At 63.5% G+C, this 17,055-nt stretch carries 14 protein-coding genes; 7 read left to right on the top strand and 7 right to left on the bottom strand.

Annotated elements, in window-relative coordinates; all coding sequences use genetic code 11:
• Nucleotides 1-290 precede the first annotated feature (290 nt).
• On the bottom strand, nucleotides 291-695 hold the full coding sequence (locus tag DL1_RS05550; RefSeq protein ID WP_038063687.1) for a response regulator: 405 nt from the start codon (nucleotides 693-695) through the stop codon (nucleotides 291-293).
• A gap of 5 nt (nucleotides 696-700) precedes the next feature.
• Nucleotides 701-2,590: an HWE histidine kinase domain-containing protein gene (locus DL1_RS20775; protein WP_051693344.1), complete on the bottom strand. Its 1,890-nt coding sequence runs from the start codon at nucleotides 2,588-2,590 to the stop codon at nucleotides 701-703.
• Between the two features lie 335 nt (nucleotides 2,591-2,925).
• On the opposite strand from DL1_RS20775, the gene DL1_RS05535 reads away from it, so the two are divergent.
• The 6 genes from DL1_RS05535 to DL1_RS05510 all read left to right on the top strand — a co-directional run bounded on the left by DL1_RS05535 (nucleotide 2,926) and on the right by DL1_RS05510 (nucleotide 10,189).
• Entirely contained in the window at nucleotides 2,926-3,954 is a 1,029-nt protein-coding gene (locus tag DL1_RS05535) for a LacI family DNA-binding transcriptional regulator (RefSeq protein ID WP_162178734.1), read from the top strand.
• 30 nt (nucleotides 3,955-3,984) lie between these two features.
• Entirely contained in the window at nucleotides 3,985-5,346 is a 1,362-nt protein-coding gene (locus DL1_RS05530; protein ID WP_051693342.1) for an ABC transporter substrate-binding protein, read from the top strand.
• A 76-nt stretch (nucleotides 5,347-5,422) separates the two neighbouring features.
• On the top strand, nucleotides 5,423-6,658 hold the full coding sequence (locus DL1_RS05525; RefSeq protein WP_038063685.1) for a carbohydrate ABC transporter permease: 1,236 nt from the start codon (nucleotides 5,423-5,425) through the stop codon (nucleotides 6,656-6,658).
• Nucleotides 6,655-7,869: a carbohydrate ABC transporter permease gene (locus DL1_RS05520; protein ID WP_038063684.1), complete on the top strand. Its 1,215-nt coding sequence runs from the start codon at nucleotides 6,655-6,657 to the stop codon at nucleotides 7,867-7,869. The genes DL1_RS05525 and DL1_RS05520 overlap by 4 nt, the downstream gene beginning before the upstream one ends.
• 3 nt (nucleotides 7,870-7,872) lie before the next feature.
• Entirely contained in the window at nucleotides 7,873-9,144 is a 1,272-nt protein-coding gene (locus tag DL1_RS05515; protein WP_248642585.1) for an MGH1-like glycoside hydrolase domain-containing protein, read from the top strand.
• 1 nt (nucleotide 9,145) lies between these two features.
• Nucleotides 9,146-10,189, top strand: coding sequence for an ABC transporter ATP-binding protein (locus DL1_RS05510; protein ID WP_038063682.1), 1,044 nt, complete (start codon nucleotides 9,146-9,148; stop codon nucleotides 10,187-10,189).
• 211 nt (nucleotides 10,190-10,400) lie between these two features.
• Here DL1_RS05510 and DL1_RS05505 read toward each other — a convergent pair whose 3' ends face one another.
• The 4 genes from DL1_RS05505 to DL1_RS20770 form a co-directional block, all read right to left on the bottom strand.
• A complete protein-coding gene (locus tag DL1_RS05505) occupies nucleotides 10,401-10,973 on the bottom strand; it encodes a cob(I)yrinic acid a,c-diamide adenosyltransferase (protein ID WP_038063680.1) in 573 nt (190 codons plus the stop codon).
• On the bottom strand, nucleotides 10,973-11,176 hold the full coding sequence (locus DL1_RS05500; RefSeq protein WP_038063678.1) for a twin transmembrane helix small protein: 204 nt from the start codon (nucleotides 11,174-11,176) through the stop codon (nucleotides 10,973-10,975). The genes DL1_RS05505 and DL1_RS05500 overlap by 1 nt, the downstream gene beginning before the upstream one ends.
• A gap of 58 nt (nucleotides 11,177-11,234) precedes the next feature.
• Nucleotides 11,235-12,074, bottom strand: a complete 840-nt coding sequence (locus tag DL1_RS05495) for an SDR family NAD(P)-dependent oxidoreductase (protein ID WP_038063677.1) — start codon at nucleotides 12,072-12,074, stop codon at nucleotides 11,235-11,237.
• 126 nt (nucleotides 12,075-12,200) lie between these two features.
• Nucleotides 12,201-12,776 (bottom strand): SH3 domain-containing protein, encoded by a 576-nt coding sequence (locus DL1_RS20770; protein ID WP_051693341.1) that lies wholly within the window; start codon nucleotides 12,774-12,776, stop codon nucleotides 12,201-12,203.
• Between the two features lie 169 nt (nucleotides 12,777-12,945).
• Here DL1_RS20770 and parC point away from each other — a divergent pair, with 169 nt between their 5' ends.
• Nucleotides 12,946-15,186, top strand: a complete 2,241-nt coding sequence (gene parC / locus DL1_RS05485) for a DNA topoisomerase IV subunit A (protein WP_177195326.1) — start codon at nucleotides 12,946-12,948, stop codon at nucleotides 15,184-15,186.
• Nucleotides 15,187-15,491: 305 nt separating this feature from the next.
• Here the strand turns inward: parC and DL1_RS05480 are convergent, their stop codons facing one another.
• Complete coding sequence (locus DL1_RS05480) at nucleotides 15,492-16,859, bottom strand: cytochrome P450 (RefSeq protein WP_038064038.1); 1,368 nt, start codon at nucleotides 16,857-16,859, stop codon at nucleotides 15,492-15,494.
• Nucleotides 16,860-17,055: the final 196 nt, after the last annotated feature.

Here is a 17,055-nt window from a genome sequence, read left to right as displayed (position 1 = left end):
CACAGTTCAGTTACCTCTCTGACACTAGCGCACGACGCCCGCGCGTCCAACCGAGATGGCAAAAGAAACCTGAAAACGTTCATAATCAGCCAGACAAAGCACCTTTTCCACAGGAGTTTGTGGGGGCTTTGCAACTGCCAGAGCCTTGATTTTAAGGGCTCCCGATCGTGATCCGTAGAAACCGTGCATCACAAAGGCCCGACCGTTTCGGACCGGGCCCTGAGCCAAAACTAATCATTTTCGCCCGCCCGTGCCGCAACTCAGGCGGGGCGGGAGGGGGGGCGCATCGCTTACTCGGCAGCGTTGCGCATATCGAGATGCAACCCGTTGCTCAGTGCCTCGACCAGTAAATCGGGCATTGTCGGTTTGGAAAACACGATCACCTCGGGAAGCTCCGACTGAAAGGCCAGCGGCAGCCGCTCGGCGGTATTGACCACCACGGGGATGTTGCGCTTTCGCAGCTCGCAGACCAAAGGCTCGCAACTGCCGTCCAGCAGGTTCATGTCCAGAACGGCGGCGTCGATGTGATCCCTCGCCATCAACGCACGCGCATCCGACAGGTTTGCGACGGGGCCTATTACCTCGCCGCCGCAATCTTCTATCGTGTAGGCGATGTCATAGGCGATTAACATCTCGTCTTCGGCCACGAGGACCTTGCGGCCCTCGAGCCAGTGGCTGCTCGGCTCGATACGCATGGGATTTACCCTTTGATTAGCTCCATTGGCGCGGTCATGTGCGAGATAAACCCGTCAGAGGGCCATTCGGTTCCATAGCTCCCCCGGAGCTGCGCGCGTATGGTTAAGTCGATCAAGCTATTGCCAAAACCGGTGCCGCGGGGCTGATCTCCGCGCGGCGGGCAGTCGGATTCTTTCCAAGTGAAATGCAGCTCCGCCCCGTCTTTCCCTTCTGTGACATCCCACTGCAGCGCCAGACGCGCGCCCGGATGCCCCAGCGCGCCATATTTCACGGCATTGGTGACCAGCTCATGCAGGACCAGCGCGAAATTGGTCGTGCCCGACTGGTTGAGCAGAACCGTAGGGCCCTCAAGGCTCAGTCGCGGATCATCGGCGGCAACATAGGGCTCCAGAATCGCGTGGATCAGGGTGGCGAAATCCATTTTGCCGCGAAAGGCACTCTCAAGCGTGGCGGTCGGGCTCACCAGATCATGAGCGCGGGCGAGCGCATTGATCCGCGCGCGAAGCCCCGAGGCCATCGCGGCGGGTGTCTTGGCGTGGCGCGCGGTCATCCCGATCAGCCCCGACATCATCGCAAACAGGTTCTTGACCCGGTGATTGAGCTCGCGGGCCAGCGTGTCGCGGGCCTGCGCCACGGCGCGCTCCTCTGTGACATTGCGCAGATAGACGAGCACCGCATCTTCATCGGGAAACAGCCGGGCTTCCAGCGTGTGCCCGTCATGCCCGGTCAGATCCGTGGTCTGCGGCTGTCCGCTGGCGCGGGCCTGCGCCAGCACAGGCTCGAACTCCGGCCCCAGAAACTCGGGGCATTCGCGGGCAAGGTTCACGCCTTCCATGGCCTCGGCGCGGTCCTCGCCATAGGCATCGCGCAGCCGGGCGCGGATCACCGCATTGCCGTAGCGCACCCTGTCGGTGGCGTCGATTTCCAGAATGCCATCGCGGGTGATGTCATGGAAATGCGCCAACCGGGCATGGCTGAGCGCGGCGGCCCGCTCGGCGGCGCGATGGGTCGTGACATCAAGAAGCGTCGCCACGGCGAGCGGTGGCTCGGTCTCGATCCGGCGCGCAGAGACCAGCAGGTTATGCGGCGCGCGCTGCGGATGGTGAACCACGATCTCCTCTGACGAGACCGTCTCGCCGTCCCGCGCCGCCCGGTTGATCGGCAGATCGTCGGGGCGGTAGGCTGCGCCCTGCGGATCGCAGATCGTGACCCCGTGGCGTGAATTGGCATCGGGCGCGTGGGCGGGCGGCCCCATCATGTCGCGTGCGGCCCGGTTCATGTTGAGCGTCGCGTCGTCGCCGATCTCGCTCAGCAAGATGCCCATGGGCATCTGATCGAGGATCGCGCGGAAGGTTTCGCGCTCTTGCGTGGCGATATTGGTTCGCCGCCGCAGCCGAATCTCGGATTCCACCCCAAGTGCGAGATCCTTGAGCGTTTCGAGCTCGATCTCGGTCCATTTGCGCGGCTCATGTCCGATCACGCAGAAGGAGCCCAGCACGTCGCCCTCTTCGGTGCGCAGCGGCACGCCCAGATAGGCGATGACCCCAAGCCCTTCGATCGCCCCGTTGCCCTGAACACGCGGATCCGTCCGCGCGTCCTCGACAATCAGCTCGGCGTCATTCTCAACGACATGGCGGCAAAACGAGTCGCTGATCGGGGTCTCCGGAACGGCCAGCGCCTCTGCGGCCGCTCCGGTGCGCGACAGCAGGAATTGGCGCGTGGGTTCGACGAGAGTGATCAGCGAGACCGGGGCGCCGACGATCCGGCTTGCAAGCCGGGTGGCGCGGTCGAAGGCCTCTTGCGCGGGGGTGTCGAGCAATCCCGTTTGCTGCAAGGCTCGCAGCCGGGCGGGGTCGTCGAGCGGGGAGACGTCTTGGCCTTCTTTGGGTAACACGTGCGCTCTCTTGTCTTCTGGGTCGGAACGGCCCGCGCCGGATCTCCGTCACGGTAAGACGAAGGACGCGGGCTCTTATCGCTTCATCTAGCGCATCTATGCACAAATGCGATCATAATTCTGCCCTCGTGATGAAGAGCGCTCATGCGATTTCGCGAGGGGGCATCCGCCACATATTCCGGCTTTTCTGAGATGGCTCGCACAGGGTCGTGAACAGATTTTTTCATCTCGAAACCAGTTTCGCCTTTACGAAACCAGTTTCGGAAACCTAGGCTTCTCATATGGAGGAGATTCGCAGAACAAAATCACACGGGGATAAGAGCCGGACCCGCAGGGTGCGGATCTCTGATCTCGCGCAGGCGCTCGGGCTGACCAAAAGCACCGTGTCGCGCGCGCTCAACGGCTATAGCGACATCGCGCCCACGACCCGGGCGCGGGTTGCGAAGATGGCAGCGCAGATGGGATATGCGCCAATGCCCTACGCACAGGCGGTGCGCACCGGGCGGGTGCGGGCGCTTGGGCTGGTGCTGGAGCTGGACGCCCCCGACCGTTACGGGCCGTTTCTGGCCGATTTTCTGGGCGGTATCACGCAGGAAGCCTCGCTGGAGGGCTGGACGCTGACCGTTTCCTCCTCGTCCTCACGCAGTGAGATGGAGGCGACCGTCACGCGCCTGCTGCAAGAGCACAAGGTTGACGGGTTCATTCTGCCGCGCACGCAGGTCGACGATCCGCGCGCGGCTTTCCTGAGCGCCAAACATGTGCCCTTCGTGATGTTTGGACGGACGGATCATGGGCGCCCCGATGCTGGGCATTCGTGGTATGACATTGATAATGCAGGCGCAATGCGCGCGGCGATCACACGTCTCGCGGCGATGGGCCATCGCAGGATCGCCTTTGTCGGCCCGCCCGCGAGTTTCAATTTCGCGCTGCTGCGCCGCGATGGCTACCGCGAGGGGCTGGCGCAGGCCGGGCTTGCCCATGACCCCGTGCTTGAGATCATGGAGGTGGCAGAGCGCGAGGAGGGGGCCGAGGCCGCGCGGCGCCTGCTCGATCTGCCCGATCCGCCAAGCGCGATCCTTTATGCAACCGATGCCACCGCGCTCGGGGCCTATGACGTGGCGCGCGAGCGGGGGCTGGAGATCGGGCGCGACCTGTCGCTGATCGGCTATGACGGCATTCCCGAGGCCCGCTTGGTGACGCCGCCGCTCACGACGTTTGCGGTGGACAGTCACCATGCGGGCGCGCGGCTTGCCGCGCTGCTGATCGCGCAGCTGCGCGGCACCGACCCTGCGGAATTGACCGAACTTGTAGAGGCGCCGCTGCGGGCGGGGGGCTCGGACGGGCCACCGCGCACGCGTGAATAAGAAATTCTGAATCGACTGGGAGGAAGATAAATGAAACTTAATCAAATGCAGACACCCGCAAAGCTTCTGGGATCGGCCGCGATGGCGCTGATGCTGGGCGCTGTGAGCCTACAGGCTCAGACCATCAAATTCTGGACCACCGAGGAGCAGCCCGAGCGGCTGGCCAAACAGCAGCAGCTAGCCGATGACTTCAAGGCCAAGAGCGGCATCGATGTCGAGGTGATCCCGGTCACTGAGAGCGATCTCAACCAGCGCGCGACGGCGGCCTTTGCGGCGGGCGATCTGCCCGATGTGATCTACACCCCGCTCCAGAACGTGCTGCCCTGGACCGAGGCGGGCATTGTCGACACGCTGGCCGCGACCGATGTGGTCGACAAGCTCGACCCCAAGACTTTCGCGCCGGGCGCGCTCAAGATGGTTGAGACGGATGGCGATTATGCCGCCGTGCCGGTCGATGGCTGGACCCAGATGATCCTCTATCGCAAAGACCTGTTCGAGAAGGACGGCCTCGCGCCCCCGACCAATTTCGCCAATATTGAGGCCGCGATCGACAAGCTCAACGATCCGCCGAAGATGTATGGGTTCGTGGCCGCCACCAAGGTGGACGACAATTACATGAGTCAGGTGCTTGAGCAGATATTCTTGGCCAATGGCGTCTCGCCGGTGGGGACTGACGGGTTCAAACCGCTCGACGAGAAGAAGACCGTTCAGGTTCTGGAATTCTACAAGAAGCTCGCCGATGCCTCGCCGCCCGGTGACAATTACTGGAAGCAATCGCGCGAGCTTTATTTCGCGGGCAAGGCTGCGATGATCATGTGGTCGCCCTTTATCCTTGATGAGTTGGCAGGGCTGCGCAACTCGTCACCGCCGATGATCAATGACGATCCGACCTCGACGGCGCTTGCGAAAGATACGGGCGTTGTGACGAACCTTGCGGGCCCGTCGAACCCCAAGGGCGCAAGCTGGGCCGATCTGCGTTATTTCGCGATCACCACGGATGCCGACACGGATGCGGCCGAGCAATTCGTCGATTACTCGATGAATGACGGCTACGGGCAGACGCTGTCGATTGCGCCCGAGGGCAAATTCCCGACGCGGCGCGGCACGGATGCCGATCCGAACAAGTTCACCAAGCTCTGGGCGACCCTGCCGGTGGGCGTGGATCGCAAGGCGCCGCTGAAGGATCTCTATGATCCGGCGGTGATCGACGAGCTCACCAAGGGGCTCGACACCGCGCAGCGCTGGGGCGTCAATGACGGACAGCTCGCACTCGCCTCCAAGATGCTCAATTCGCAGGTCATCAACCGTGTCGTGCGTGATTATCTCGACGGCAATGTTTCTGCCGAGGATGCCGTCAAGAAGATGAATGACGAGTTGAGCCAGATCGACTGATCTAGATCCAAGTCGCGGCAGGGCGCGTGCGCCCTGTCCGATCCCGCCCGCTCTCGGGCGCGAACTGGAGATTCCCATGACCGAGATATCGCCGCCCAAAGGCAGCGGAGCGCTCGCCCGTCGCGAGGCGCGCCTAGCCTGGGGCCTTCTTTTCCCGACCATCGCGATCGTGGCCCTTGTGGTGATCGTGCCGCTGCTGGCGATCTTCTGGATCTCGGTCAAGCCGGTGAGCCTTGGCGATTTGCGCCCCGCCGAGCTGCGCACGCGGATCAGCCTCAATGACCGGAGCGATCCGCCGCAGGTCGAGCTGCGTGTCATCAATCCCTCGCGCGAGCAGGAGATGCGCGATACGGGGCTGGCGGTGACGCTGCCCGATGGCGTGGTGCTGACCGGGGATCTGCCACAGGGCTGTGCCTTGACGGGGCAGCGGCTGAGCTGCGATTTCGGCGATCTGAAGCCGCGCACGAATGAGCGGTTCCGCATCGACGCGCAGGTGAGCGGCGAGGGGCGCACGCTTGAGCGGGCGGTGCGGGATGCCAAGCTGGTCTCGCGCGGGCAGGTCTCCAATGTGCTCACCAACTCCACCTTCACGCTCGACAACTTCCGCAAGCTGTTCAGCGGCGGTGAGTTCTGGGGCGTGTTTGGGGTGACGCTGTTCTACACGGTGTTCGGCACGCTGGGCGCGCTGCTGGTGGGGCTGTTCGCGGCGCTGCTGCTGAACAAGGATTTTCGCGGTCAGGGGATTTTGCGGGGCCTTTACCTCTTTCCCTATGTCGCCCCGGTGATCGCGGTGGCCTTCACGTGGATTACTCTGTTCGATCCCTATTCGGGTTCTGCCAATGCGCTGTTGGTGCAGATGGGCGTGAGCGACGGGGCGATCAATTTCTTCGGGGCCAAGCCACTGGCGCTGATCATGGTGACGGTGTTTGAGATCTGGCGCTATTTCCCGCTGTCCTTCCTGTTCATCCTCGCGCGGATGCAGTCGATTGACACAGACATGTATGAGGCTGCCGATATGGACGGGGCCTCGCCATTCCAGAAATTTTGGCATCTGAGCATGCCGCAGCTGATGGGCATCCTGTCGGTGCTGTTCCTGCTGCGCTTCATCTGGACCTTCAACAAATTCGACGACATCTTCCTGCTCACCGGCGGCAATGCGGGCACGCGCACGCTGACCGTCAATGTCTATGAGCAGGCCTTTGCGGTCTCCAATATCGGAGCCGGGGCGGCGGTGGCGGTCGTGGTGTTCGGCTGTCTGCTGATCTTCTCGATCTTCTTCTTCCGCACCATGAGCCGGGAGGAAGGGCTATGAAATTCCTGCATAAAGGCTATCTCGCGGGACCGATCATCGGGGCGCTTTGGGCGCTGGTGATGGCGGTGAGCCTTGGGGTTGCGATCTCATTTGCGACCGGACATGCGGCGCGACCTGCGGTTTTCGGCGCGCTTTTGCTGGGGCTCGCCACGGGACTGGCCCGCGCCTGGGGCGGCACGCGTTGGCTGACCGATGTGGTGGCGGTCGTGGTGGCGCTTGCGCTGATGGTGCTGGGGCTTGGCGCGCTGCAATTCGGGCAGGCCTTCGGCCTTGAGGCGCGCATCGTGTTGAGTATCGTGCTGGCCGGGGCGGTGGCCCTCCCGCTCAACGTGATCCTGCGCGAGATCCAAATCGGTGCGCTGACCCGGCATGAATTCGAGGCGGCGGTGATCCGGTTTCTCACCGGGTTTGGATATATCTTCTTCACCGCGATCGTGATCATCCCGTTCTACGTCATGGTGATGACCTCGATGAAATCGCAACAGGAGCTGATGCTCAATCCGCTCGATTTCTCGATTGATCTGTCGAAGGGCTGGCATCTGTTTGACAGCTATTACGAGCTGATGACGCGGTTCCATTTCGGGCGCTACCTGTGGACCTCGTTCTATGTCTCGGTGCTGACCGTGCTGCTGACGCTGCTGTTCTCGGTGCCCGGCGCCTATGCGGTGGCGCGGCTGCGTTTTGCGGGGCGCAAGGTGTTCTCGCGCGGGATTTTGCTGATCTATATGGTGCCGATGATCGTGCTCGCGCTGCCGATCTACATTGCCTATTCGATGGTGGGGCTGCGCAATTCGGTCTTTGGCATCGTGATGATCTACCCGGTCACGACGATTCCGGTCGCACTTTACATGCTGCAGGGCTATTTCCGGGGCTTGCCGGTGGAGGTCGAAGAGGCCGGGCTGATGGATGGTCTCTCGCGGCTCAAGGTGATCTGGAAGATCACCCTGCCGCTGGCCTTGCCCGCGCTGGCCTCGGTCGGGCTTTACGTCTTCATGATCGCCTGGAACGAGTTCCTGCTCGCCTTCATGCTGCTCGACGATCCGAGCAAATTCACCCTCACGCGGGGCATCGCCTCGCTCAACTCCTCTGAGATCCCGCGCCAGCATCTGATGGCGGGCGCGGTGATTGCGACAGTGCCGATCATGGCGCTGTTCCTCGGGCTTGAACGTTTCATGACCCGCGGCCTGACGGCTGGCGCGGTGAAAGGATAAGACATGATGACCGAAACACTGGCTGCCGATGCCGATTTCTCCGACCGCGACGCAGCCGCCCGCGCGATCCTGACGGGCAATGATCGCGGCGGCTATACCGTGCCGACCGCAGGGCTCTACCCCTATCAGTGGAATTGGGACAGTGCGTTCGCGAGCCTCGGATTTGCGCAGTTTGATCTGGAGCGGGCATGGCGCGAGATTGAGACGCTGTTCTCCGGCCAGTGGGAGAGCGGGCAGGTGCCCCATATCCTGTTTCACAAACCCGATCCGGGCTATTTCCCGGGCCCCGATGTCTGGGGCTGCACCGGCCCGATCCCGTCCTCTGGCATCACCCAGCCCCCCGTTGCGCTGAGTTTCGCGACCCGGCTGCTGGCGGCGGATCCCGCGCTTGGGGCCGCGCGCTTTGCCGCGCTCTATCCGAAGATGCGCAAATGGGCGGAGTGGTTTTTGCGTTGGCGGCGCGACGAGAAGGGCGCGATCTTCGTGGTTCACCCTTGGGAGTCGGGCCGCGACAATGCGCCCGACTGGGACAATGCGATGGATGCGATCGATCCGCAGGGCGTGGGCTATTACGAGCGCCGTGACACCCAGCATGTCGATGCCTCGATGCGGCCCACGAAATACGATTACGACCGCTATATCTGGCTGGTGCAACGCGGGAAGGCTTTGGAGTGGGACGATGCGCGCCTCGCGCAGGACAACCCGTTCCGGGTCGCTGACCCGACGATGCATTTCATCTTGCTGCGCGCGCTGCGCGATCTTTATGCGGCGGGCGAGGCGCAGGGGCTCGACACCGCAGGGATGGCCGAGCAACTGGCCGAGCTGGAGGCGGGGGCGCAGGCCTTGTGGAACCCCGGCATGGGCTTTTACGACAGCTATAACTGCGCCAATGGCATCTGGTCGAACGCGCTGACGAACGCCTCCTTCCTGTGCTGGTTTGCAGGGCTCGACGCCCCGGAGATGGCGCAACACCTGAGCCGCGTGCTCGATGCGGCCCCCTATGGTGTGCCCTCGCTTGCGCCCTTCGATCCGCGCTTTGATGCCCGGCGCTACTGGCGCGGCCCGACTTGGGGGATGATGAACATGATGATCGGCGAGGGCGCGTCCGAGCGCGGCGTGGCGCTGGGCGAGGAGGTGCGCAAACGCACCCGCGAGGTGATCGCGCGCTACGGTTTCGTTGAGTATTTCGATCCGATGACAGGCGCTGCGGCAGGCGGCAAGGCCTTTACATGGACCGCCGCCGTTTGGCTCGCCTGGGCTGGCAAGGAGGGATGAGATGGGTGCGATTGCGCTGAAAGCTGTCGAGAAGTGGTTTGGCAATGTGCAGGTCATCAAGGGGATTGATCTGACGATTGCCGATGGCGAGTTCGTCGTGTTCGTGGGCCCGTCGGGCTGCGGGAAATCCACGCTCCTGCGGATGATCGGCGGGCTGGAGGATACCTCGCGCGGTGCGATCGAGATCGACGGGGCAGAGGTCACCGACCAGCCCCCCTCGAAGCGTGGCCTTGCAATGGTGTTCCAGTCCTACGCGCTTTATCCGCATATGTCGGTGGCCGAAAATATGGGCTTTTCGCTGAAGATGGCAGGCGCACCCGCGGCGGAGTGGAAGGCCAAGGTCGACGACGCGGCCGCCATCCTCAAGCTCGAGAGCTATCTCGAACGCCGCCCGAAGGATCTGTCGGGCGGGCAGCGCCAGCGGGTTGCGATCGGGCGCTCGATCGTGCGCGACCCGACGGCCTTTCTTTTCGATGAGCCGCTCTCCAATCTCGATGCCGCGCTGCGCGTGGAGATGCGGCTGGAGATCGCGCGGCTGCATCGCGATCTCAAACGCACGATGATCTATGTGACCCATGATCAGGTTGAGGCGATGACGCTGGCCGACCGGATCGTGGTACTGGAATATGGCCATGTCGCGCAGGTCGGCACGCCGCGCGAGCTATATGAGCGCCCCGCCAACCTGTTCGTCGCGCAGTTCATCGGCTCGCCGAAGATGAATGTGATGCCGTGCTCGGTTTCGGCGGATCAGTATCGGTTGGAAGGCGGGCGCGGCGCAGCCTGCGCAGCCCCACAAGCCACGCAGCTTGGCATTCGCCCCGAACATATTGCGCTTTTGCCCGAAGGGCAGGGGCAATGCGATGGCCGGGTCGATGTGGTCGAGTTCCTCGGCGCCGACACGTTCATCCTGTTTGATTGCGGCGCGCTGGGCGGTGTGAATGTGCGGGTGGCCGGCGATACCGATCTCGTGCCCGGCGATGTCGCGGGGCTGAGCTTTGATGCCAGCCGGACTGTGTTCTTCGACGCGCAGGGGCTTGCGGTGTGAGGCTGACATGCGCGCGCCTGAGCGCTGAGACAAAACAGGCGGGGGCTCTGCCCCCACTGCCAAACCCCTTCGGGCTTTGACAGCCCCCGGAGGTATTTTGTCCAAGATGAAAGAGGCTGCTTCCTCTTGATCGAAATATCCCGGGGGTGAGGCCGCAGGCCGAGGGGGCAGCGCCCCCTCGTGCCTTAGCTCAAATCAAGATCCGCCGGTCTCAGCGGTTCGCGCCGGGGACCCAGAGCACGTCGTCCTGCCCGTCATTATTGGCGATGCGGGCGGCGACGAAGAACCAGTCCGACAGGCGGTTGAGGTATTTCACCGCCCATTCATTCACCCCCTCGAGTGTCGAGAGTTCCACCGCGCCGCGCTCGGCGCGGCGGGCGACGGTGCGGCAATGGTGAAGCTGGGCTGCCAGCGGCGTGCCGCCGGGCAGGATAAAGCTGCGCAGCGGCTCGAGCCGGGCATTCATCGCATCGATTTCGCGCTCAAGCCGGGTGGTCTGGCTCTCGATCATGCGCAGCACCGGGTAGCCCGCTTCGTCGTCGCGCTCCATGTCGGGGCGCGCGAGATCCGCGCCGAGGTCGAAGAGGTCGTTCTGGATCAGCGACAGGGCCGCTTGCACCGTTTCATCCGCATGCAGCCGGGCCAGACCGACCACGGCGTTCAACTCGTCGACCGTGCCGTAGCAGGCGACGCGCTGCGAGTGCTTGGCGACCCGCACACCATTGGAGAGGGCGGTTTCCCCGGCATCGCCGGTGCGTGTGTAGATGCGATTGAGAACGACCATCAGGCCCCCTTGCGTAGATAGACGAAGACGAGGATCAGCACGATCGCGACCGCTTGCGCCGCGATCCTGAGCCGCATCAGTTTATTGGCATGTTTGCGATTGAACTCGCTGCCGCGCCCGAACCCGGCGATCCCGATCATCAGGATCACCAGCACCGACAGGCTGGCAGCGGCCACGACGTAAAACAATGGATCGTTGCGCATGCGTGACTCTCCCTCTTGTCCCAGACATAGCCGCGCGGGGGGCAAATGCGAAGGGGTTTCAGCCTTTGGAAATCATCCAGTCGAGCGCGCGGCCGGGCAGGATGCGGCGGGCGATCCCCATCAGATGCGTGGGCGTGGTGACCGGGTAGCGTGGCTTGGGGTTGGGCGCCTCGAGGGCCTTCAGGATCGCCTTGGTGACCGCCGAGGCGGGCAGTTCGAACCGGTCGGGGCTTTCGCGGGGCTCATAAAGCCGCTTGAGCAGGCTGGTTTCGTATTGCGCGCGGCGGGCGGAGCGTTGCCAATTGACCCATTTTTCGAAGGGTGGGATTGAGTTGGCCCGGATTTTCGAGGTGATCGGGCCGGGCTCGATCAGAATGATCTTGATGCCGGTATCGCGCATCTCGATGCGCAGCACATCGCTCAGCCCCTCGAGGGCGAATTTCGTCGCCACATAGGCGCCCCGCCACTGCATGCCGACAAGGCCCAGCACAGAGGAGCATTGCAAGATGCGCCCCTCGCCATTTTCGCCCTGCTTGCGCATCACCTTGATCGCGCGGGTCGTCAGGTCATGCAGACCGAAGAGGTTGGTTTCGAAGATCTCGCGCAGCGCGCCGGGCGGGATGTCCTCGGCCGCCCCCGGGCAGGCGAAGGCTGCGTTGTTATAGAGCGCATCGAGCCTGCCATTTCCATGCGAGAGCGCCTCGGCAAACCCGGCTTCGATCGAGGCGGGATCGGTGACATCGAGCGGAAAGGAGATCAGCCCCTCGCCGCGCAACCGGTCGCAATCGTCGGGGCTGCGACAGGTGGCGAGCACGTTCCAGCCCGCCGCCTTGAGCCCATGGGCCGCGTCATAGCCGATGCCTGAGGAGCATCCGGTGATCAGGATCGTCTTTGCCATGGGCCTGCCTTTGTCCGTTCGCCGCGCTTTGGCGCATCACGCCGGGATAGGGGCAGGCGGGGGAAAAGGCAATGTTATCGGGGGCGGGGGGGGGGAGTGACGCCGGGGGGCTTGCCCCCCGTTGCGTCAGCGCGCAGGGCTCAGAAAACGCTTGGAGACCCAGCCGTCGATGCCGTCGCCTTCGATTTTCACATGCGCCCAGCCGCCTTGCTCGGCCACCAGCAGTACCTGCTCGCCGCGATGCAGGCTGTCGACCGCTTGATGCGACGTCGCGGGGCCGGAGCGCACGTTGAGTGCATTGGCCGAGACTTCCCAAAGCGAGCCGCCATCGATTTTGGGGGCTGCGGTGGCTGAATATTCGGGGGAGGGCGAGAGCGCCGGGCCGGGCATCCGGCTGGTTTTGAAAACCGAGCTGATCACGGTGGTGTTCGAGACCGTGGCCGCGGTTTGGCTGTCCACCGCTGGAGTGGCGGAATAGCTCTGCGGGCTCTCGAAGCTTGCCTGTTGCAAGATCGCGGTCTCAGCCTTCTTGGCAGCCGGTATGCGCGCTGCGGCAGGTTGCGGATCGATCGCCTGACGGGCGCTGGCCTGTGTGGTCTCGGCCACCGCCTGTCCGGCACCCTTTTGGCCCGGCATGTCCCGGCCAAAGACGATCATGACGACAAAGATCCCCGCAAGTGTGGTGAAAAGCAACTTGGCCATAATCCCTCCCCCCGGTGACCGCTGGCAGCGTCGGTCACGGTTAGGTTACCCGATTCGATATTTGTTGTTCACTAGCGGAATTCCGCTGATGCCGTTTTTGTTCCGCAAAAACTTTCTCAAAGCGGTTTGCATCTGGACCGGGAGGCCGCGCGTCTTTACACAGATGGCCATGAGCAGTGACGATGACCTCCCGGCCCCTCTTCCCCCGTCCATGACCTCCGAGCCGCTGAGCCGCGCGATCGGCGAGCGCTACCTGACCTATGCGCTCTCGACGATCATGCACCGGGCGCTGCCCGATGCGCGAGACGGCCTCAAGCCGGTGCATCGGCGGATCTTGTTTGCGATGCGTGAGCTGAAGTTGACATCGACCGGCGGCTTTCGGAAATCGGCCAAGATTTCGGGCGATGTGATGGGCAACTATCACCCGCATGGCGATGCCGCGATCTATGATGCGATGGCGCGTCTCGCGCAGGATTTCGCGATGCGCTACCCGCTGGTGAATGGGCAGGGGAATTTCGGCAATATCGACGGCGATAACCCGGCCGCCTCGCGCTATACTGAGGCCCGTCTGGCCTCGCCCTCCGAGGCGCTGCTTGAAGGGTTGGCCGAGAATGCGGTCGATTACCGGCCCAATTATGACGGCACGCTTGAAGAGCCGATCGTGCTGCCCGCGGCCTTTCCGAACCTTCTGGCCAATGGCGCAAGCGGGATTGCGGTGGGGATGGCGACCAATATTCCGCCGCATAACCTCGATGAGCTGGTGCAGGCCTGCCTTGCGATGATCGCCAAGCCCGGCCTGTCGGATGAGGATCTCGTGGCGCTGATCCCGGGGCCGGATTTTCCGACCGGCGGCGTGATCGTGGAGCCCGCAGAGAACATCCTTGAGGCCTATCGCACGGGGCGCGGCGCGTTCCGGCTGCGGGCGCGCTGGGAGCGCGAGGATCTGGGGCGCGGTCAGTGGCAGATTGTTGTCACCGAGATCCCCTATCAGGTGCAGAAATCCAAGCTGATCGAGCGGCTGGCCGAGGTGATCCAGACCCGCAAAGTGCCCGCGCTCGCCGATGTGCGCGACGAGAGCGCCGATGATATCCGGATCGTGCTGGAGCCCAAATCCCGCACGATCGATCCCGAGATGCTGATGGGCATGCTGTTCAAGAATTCTGATCTTGAGCTGCGGTTCAGCATGAATATGAACGTCCTGATCGACGGGCGCGTGCCCAAGGTCTGCTCGCTCAAGGAGGTGCTGCGCGCCTTCCTCGATCACCGCCGCGAAGTGCTGCTGCGCCGCTCGCAGCACCGGATGGACAAGATCGATGCGCGTCTCGAAGTGCTCGAGGGCTATATCATCGCCTTCCTGAACCTCGACCGGGTGATCGAGATCATCCGCTACGAGGATGAGCCCAAGGCGATGCTGATCAAGGAATTCGAGCTGTCGGACGCGCAGGCAGAGGCGATCTTGAACATGCGCCTGCGCTCCTTGCGCAAGCTCGAAGAGATGGAGTTGCGCCGCGAGCGCGATGCGCTTTATGAGGAACGCTCAGCTCTTGAGGATCTGCTGGCCTCCGAGTCGCGGCAATGGAAGGCGATTGGCTCCGAGCTGAAAGAGATCGCCAAGAAATTCGGCAAGGCCACCGAGCTGGGCAAACGCCGCACCAGTTTCGCCGAGGCAGGCGAGGTCGAAGAGGTGCCGATCGAGGCGATGATCGAGCGCGAGCCGATCACCGTGATCCTGTCCAAGATGGGCTGGGTGCGCGCGATGAAAGGCCATAATGCGCTTGATGCCGAGGTGAAGTTCAAGGATGGCGACGGGCCGATGTTCGCCATGCATGCCGAAACCACCGACCGCATCGTGATCATGGGCGCCAATGGCCGGGCCTATACCGTGCTGGGGGCGAACCTGCCCGGCGGGCGCGGCATGGGCGAGCCGGTGCGGCTGATGGTCGATCTGCCCAATGAGGCCGAGGTCACCCATCTGTTGCTGCCAAAGGCGGGTGAGAAATATCTGCTTGCCTCCAGCGACGGCGATGGATTTGTCTGCCCCGGAGAAGAGATGATCGCCCAGACCCGGTCTGGCAAACAGCTGCTCAATCTGCGCGGCGCGGCGCGCACCGCGGTCTGTGCGAGGATCGGCGGCGATCACGTGGCCTGTGTCGGGCAAAACCGCAAATTGCTGGTCTTCCCGCTCAACGAGCTGCCCGAGATGGCGCGCGGCAAGGGCGTGCGGTTGCAGAAATACAAGGATGGAGGACTGAGCGATGCCACCACCTTCACACTGGCCGATGGTTTGAGCTGGAAAGACCCGGCCGGGCGCACGCGCACGGAGTTGGATCTGAGCGAGTGGATCGGCAAGCGTGCCTCTGCGGGCCGGATGGCGCCGCGTGGCTTCCCGCGTGACAATACCTTTACCTGATCCGTCAAGATGCAGGCGTATGAAGAGGGGGCGCTGCCCCCTCCGGTCGCGCCCTTCGGGGCTCGACCTCCTCCCCCGGGATATTTGACCGAATTCGAAGAAGAGCCCGACCCGGAGCCGCCCTTGAGCGAGGGGCCCGGGCCGGGCGTCTTCGACTTCGGCGGTCATCGGCGTCCCCGCCTGTACCGCGTCTTCTGTCTTGCCAGAATTTTCTTAACCGACTCTGAATGTCTTCGAGTTCGTCCAAATATCCCGGGGGTGAGGCCGCAGGCCGAGGGGGCAGAGCCCCATTTTTTCCAAAGCAATCAGGCTGCGGATACGGTCAACCAGATGCCGCCCGTGGGGCGCGTCGTGATTGTCATTTCAGGCCGCGGCTCGCGGCCCGGTACGGCGGCAAATCGAAACCGGGCGAGCAGGGTGGCGAGGATGATCCCTGCCTCTTGCAGCGCAAATCCCGCGCCGATGCAGATCCGTGGTCCTGCGCCAAAGGGCAGGAAGGCGAAGCGGTCATGGACGGGCGTGGCAAAGCGTTCGGGACGGAACGCATCGGGGGCGTCCCACAAGGCGTGGTGTCGATGCAGCGCGTAGATTGGCAGCATCACCGTGTCGCCGCGCCGGATCTCGCGTCCAAGCAGCCGGTCGGGCTTTTGGGCCGTGCGCGACAGGAAGCCCGCCGGTGGGTAGAGCCGCAAGCTTTCATTCACGATCTGCCCGATCAGCGGCATTTGCGCGAGGTCTTGAACCGTCGCCTCCCGCTCCCCCAGCACCGCTTGCGCCTGCGCGCGTGCGGCGTCTTGGACGGCGGGGTCGAAGGCGCAGAGATAGAGCGCCCAGGCAAGGGTGAGGGCGGTCGTCTCATGGCCCGCGACGATGAAGGTCAGCAGATTGTCGCGCAGCTCGGCGCGGCTGAGCGTGCGGCCCGTCTCGGGGTCTGTCGCGCCATTGAGCAGGTCCAGAAGATCGGGCGTGTCTTTGGGGTGCGCGCGCGCGTCGATCGCGGCATCCGCGTGGCGTTTGAGATCGCGCACCACATGGGCCGAGGCGATCCGGTGGGGGCGCGGCACCCAGCCGGGCAGGGCGAAGAAATCCAGCAGCGAGACCTTGGCTGTGCGCGCGATATAGGCGTCGATTGCGCCATGGATGGCGGCGCGGTCAAAGCCTTCATCGCCCGAAAAGGTCACATCCGAGATCACCTCGAAGGTGGCGGTGACCATTTCCTGATGCAGGTCGATGGCGCGCCCGGTATCGGCGGCCTGTGCGATCCGAGCCGAGCTTGCCTGTGCTGCCGATTGCATGACCGGGGCCAAGGCCTCCATATTGCGCGCGGCAAAGACCGGGGCTGCGGCGCGGCGCTGCCAGCGCCATTCCGCGCCTTCGGCGACAAACATCCCCTCGCCCACGGCGGGGCCGAGGATCAGCTTTGTCACGACGGATTTGGGGTAGGCCTCGACTTGATCCTTGAGGATGTGGCGCAGGCAGCCCGGATCCATCACCATATGCCAGCGCGCCCCGGTATTGCCCGAGATGATCGGCGCATGGGTCGCCAGTTCCGGGATGATTTCCAACAGGTTGCGCCGTGCCGCGCGCAGGCTTGCGACGATGCCGAGCGGCTTGCCCGCGAGGGGCGCGCGTGCCGGCAGGCGGGGCGATATATCTGTGAGGCGCTGATCCATCTTCAAAAGGTAGGTGCGCGCGAGGCATCTGCCAAATGAAACCCGCGAAAACGGGCGGATTTCCTCTGATCCGGGCTTGATTTTTTTTTGCCAGAGCAATACCTAACGCGCGATATTGACTCGGGCCCGCATGAGCGGCCCCCTAAATCAGAGGCGCCCCGCGAGATGGCTAAGGCAAAGTTTGAACGTAACAAAC

The organism is Thioclava dalianensis, assembly GCF_000715505.1.
In the GTDB taxonomy this organism is placed as follows: domain Bacteria; phylum Pseudomonadota; class Alphaproteobacteria; order Rhodobacterales; family Rhodobacteraceae; genus Thioclava; species Thioclava dalianensis.
This window is presented reverse-complemented; position numbering and strand designations above follow the sequence as displayed.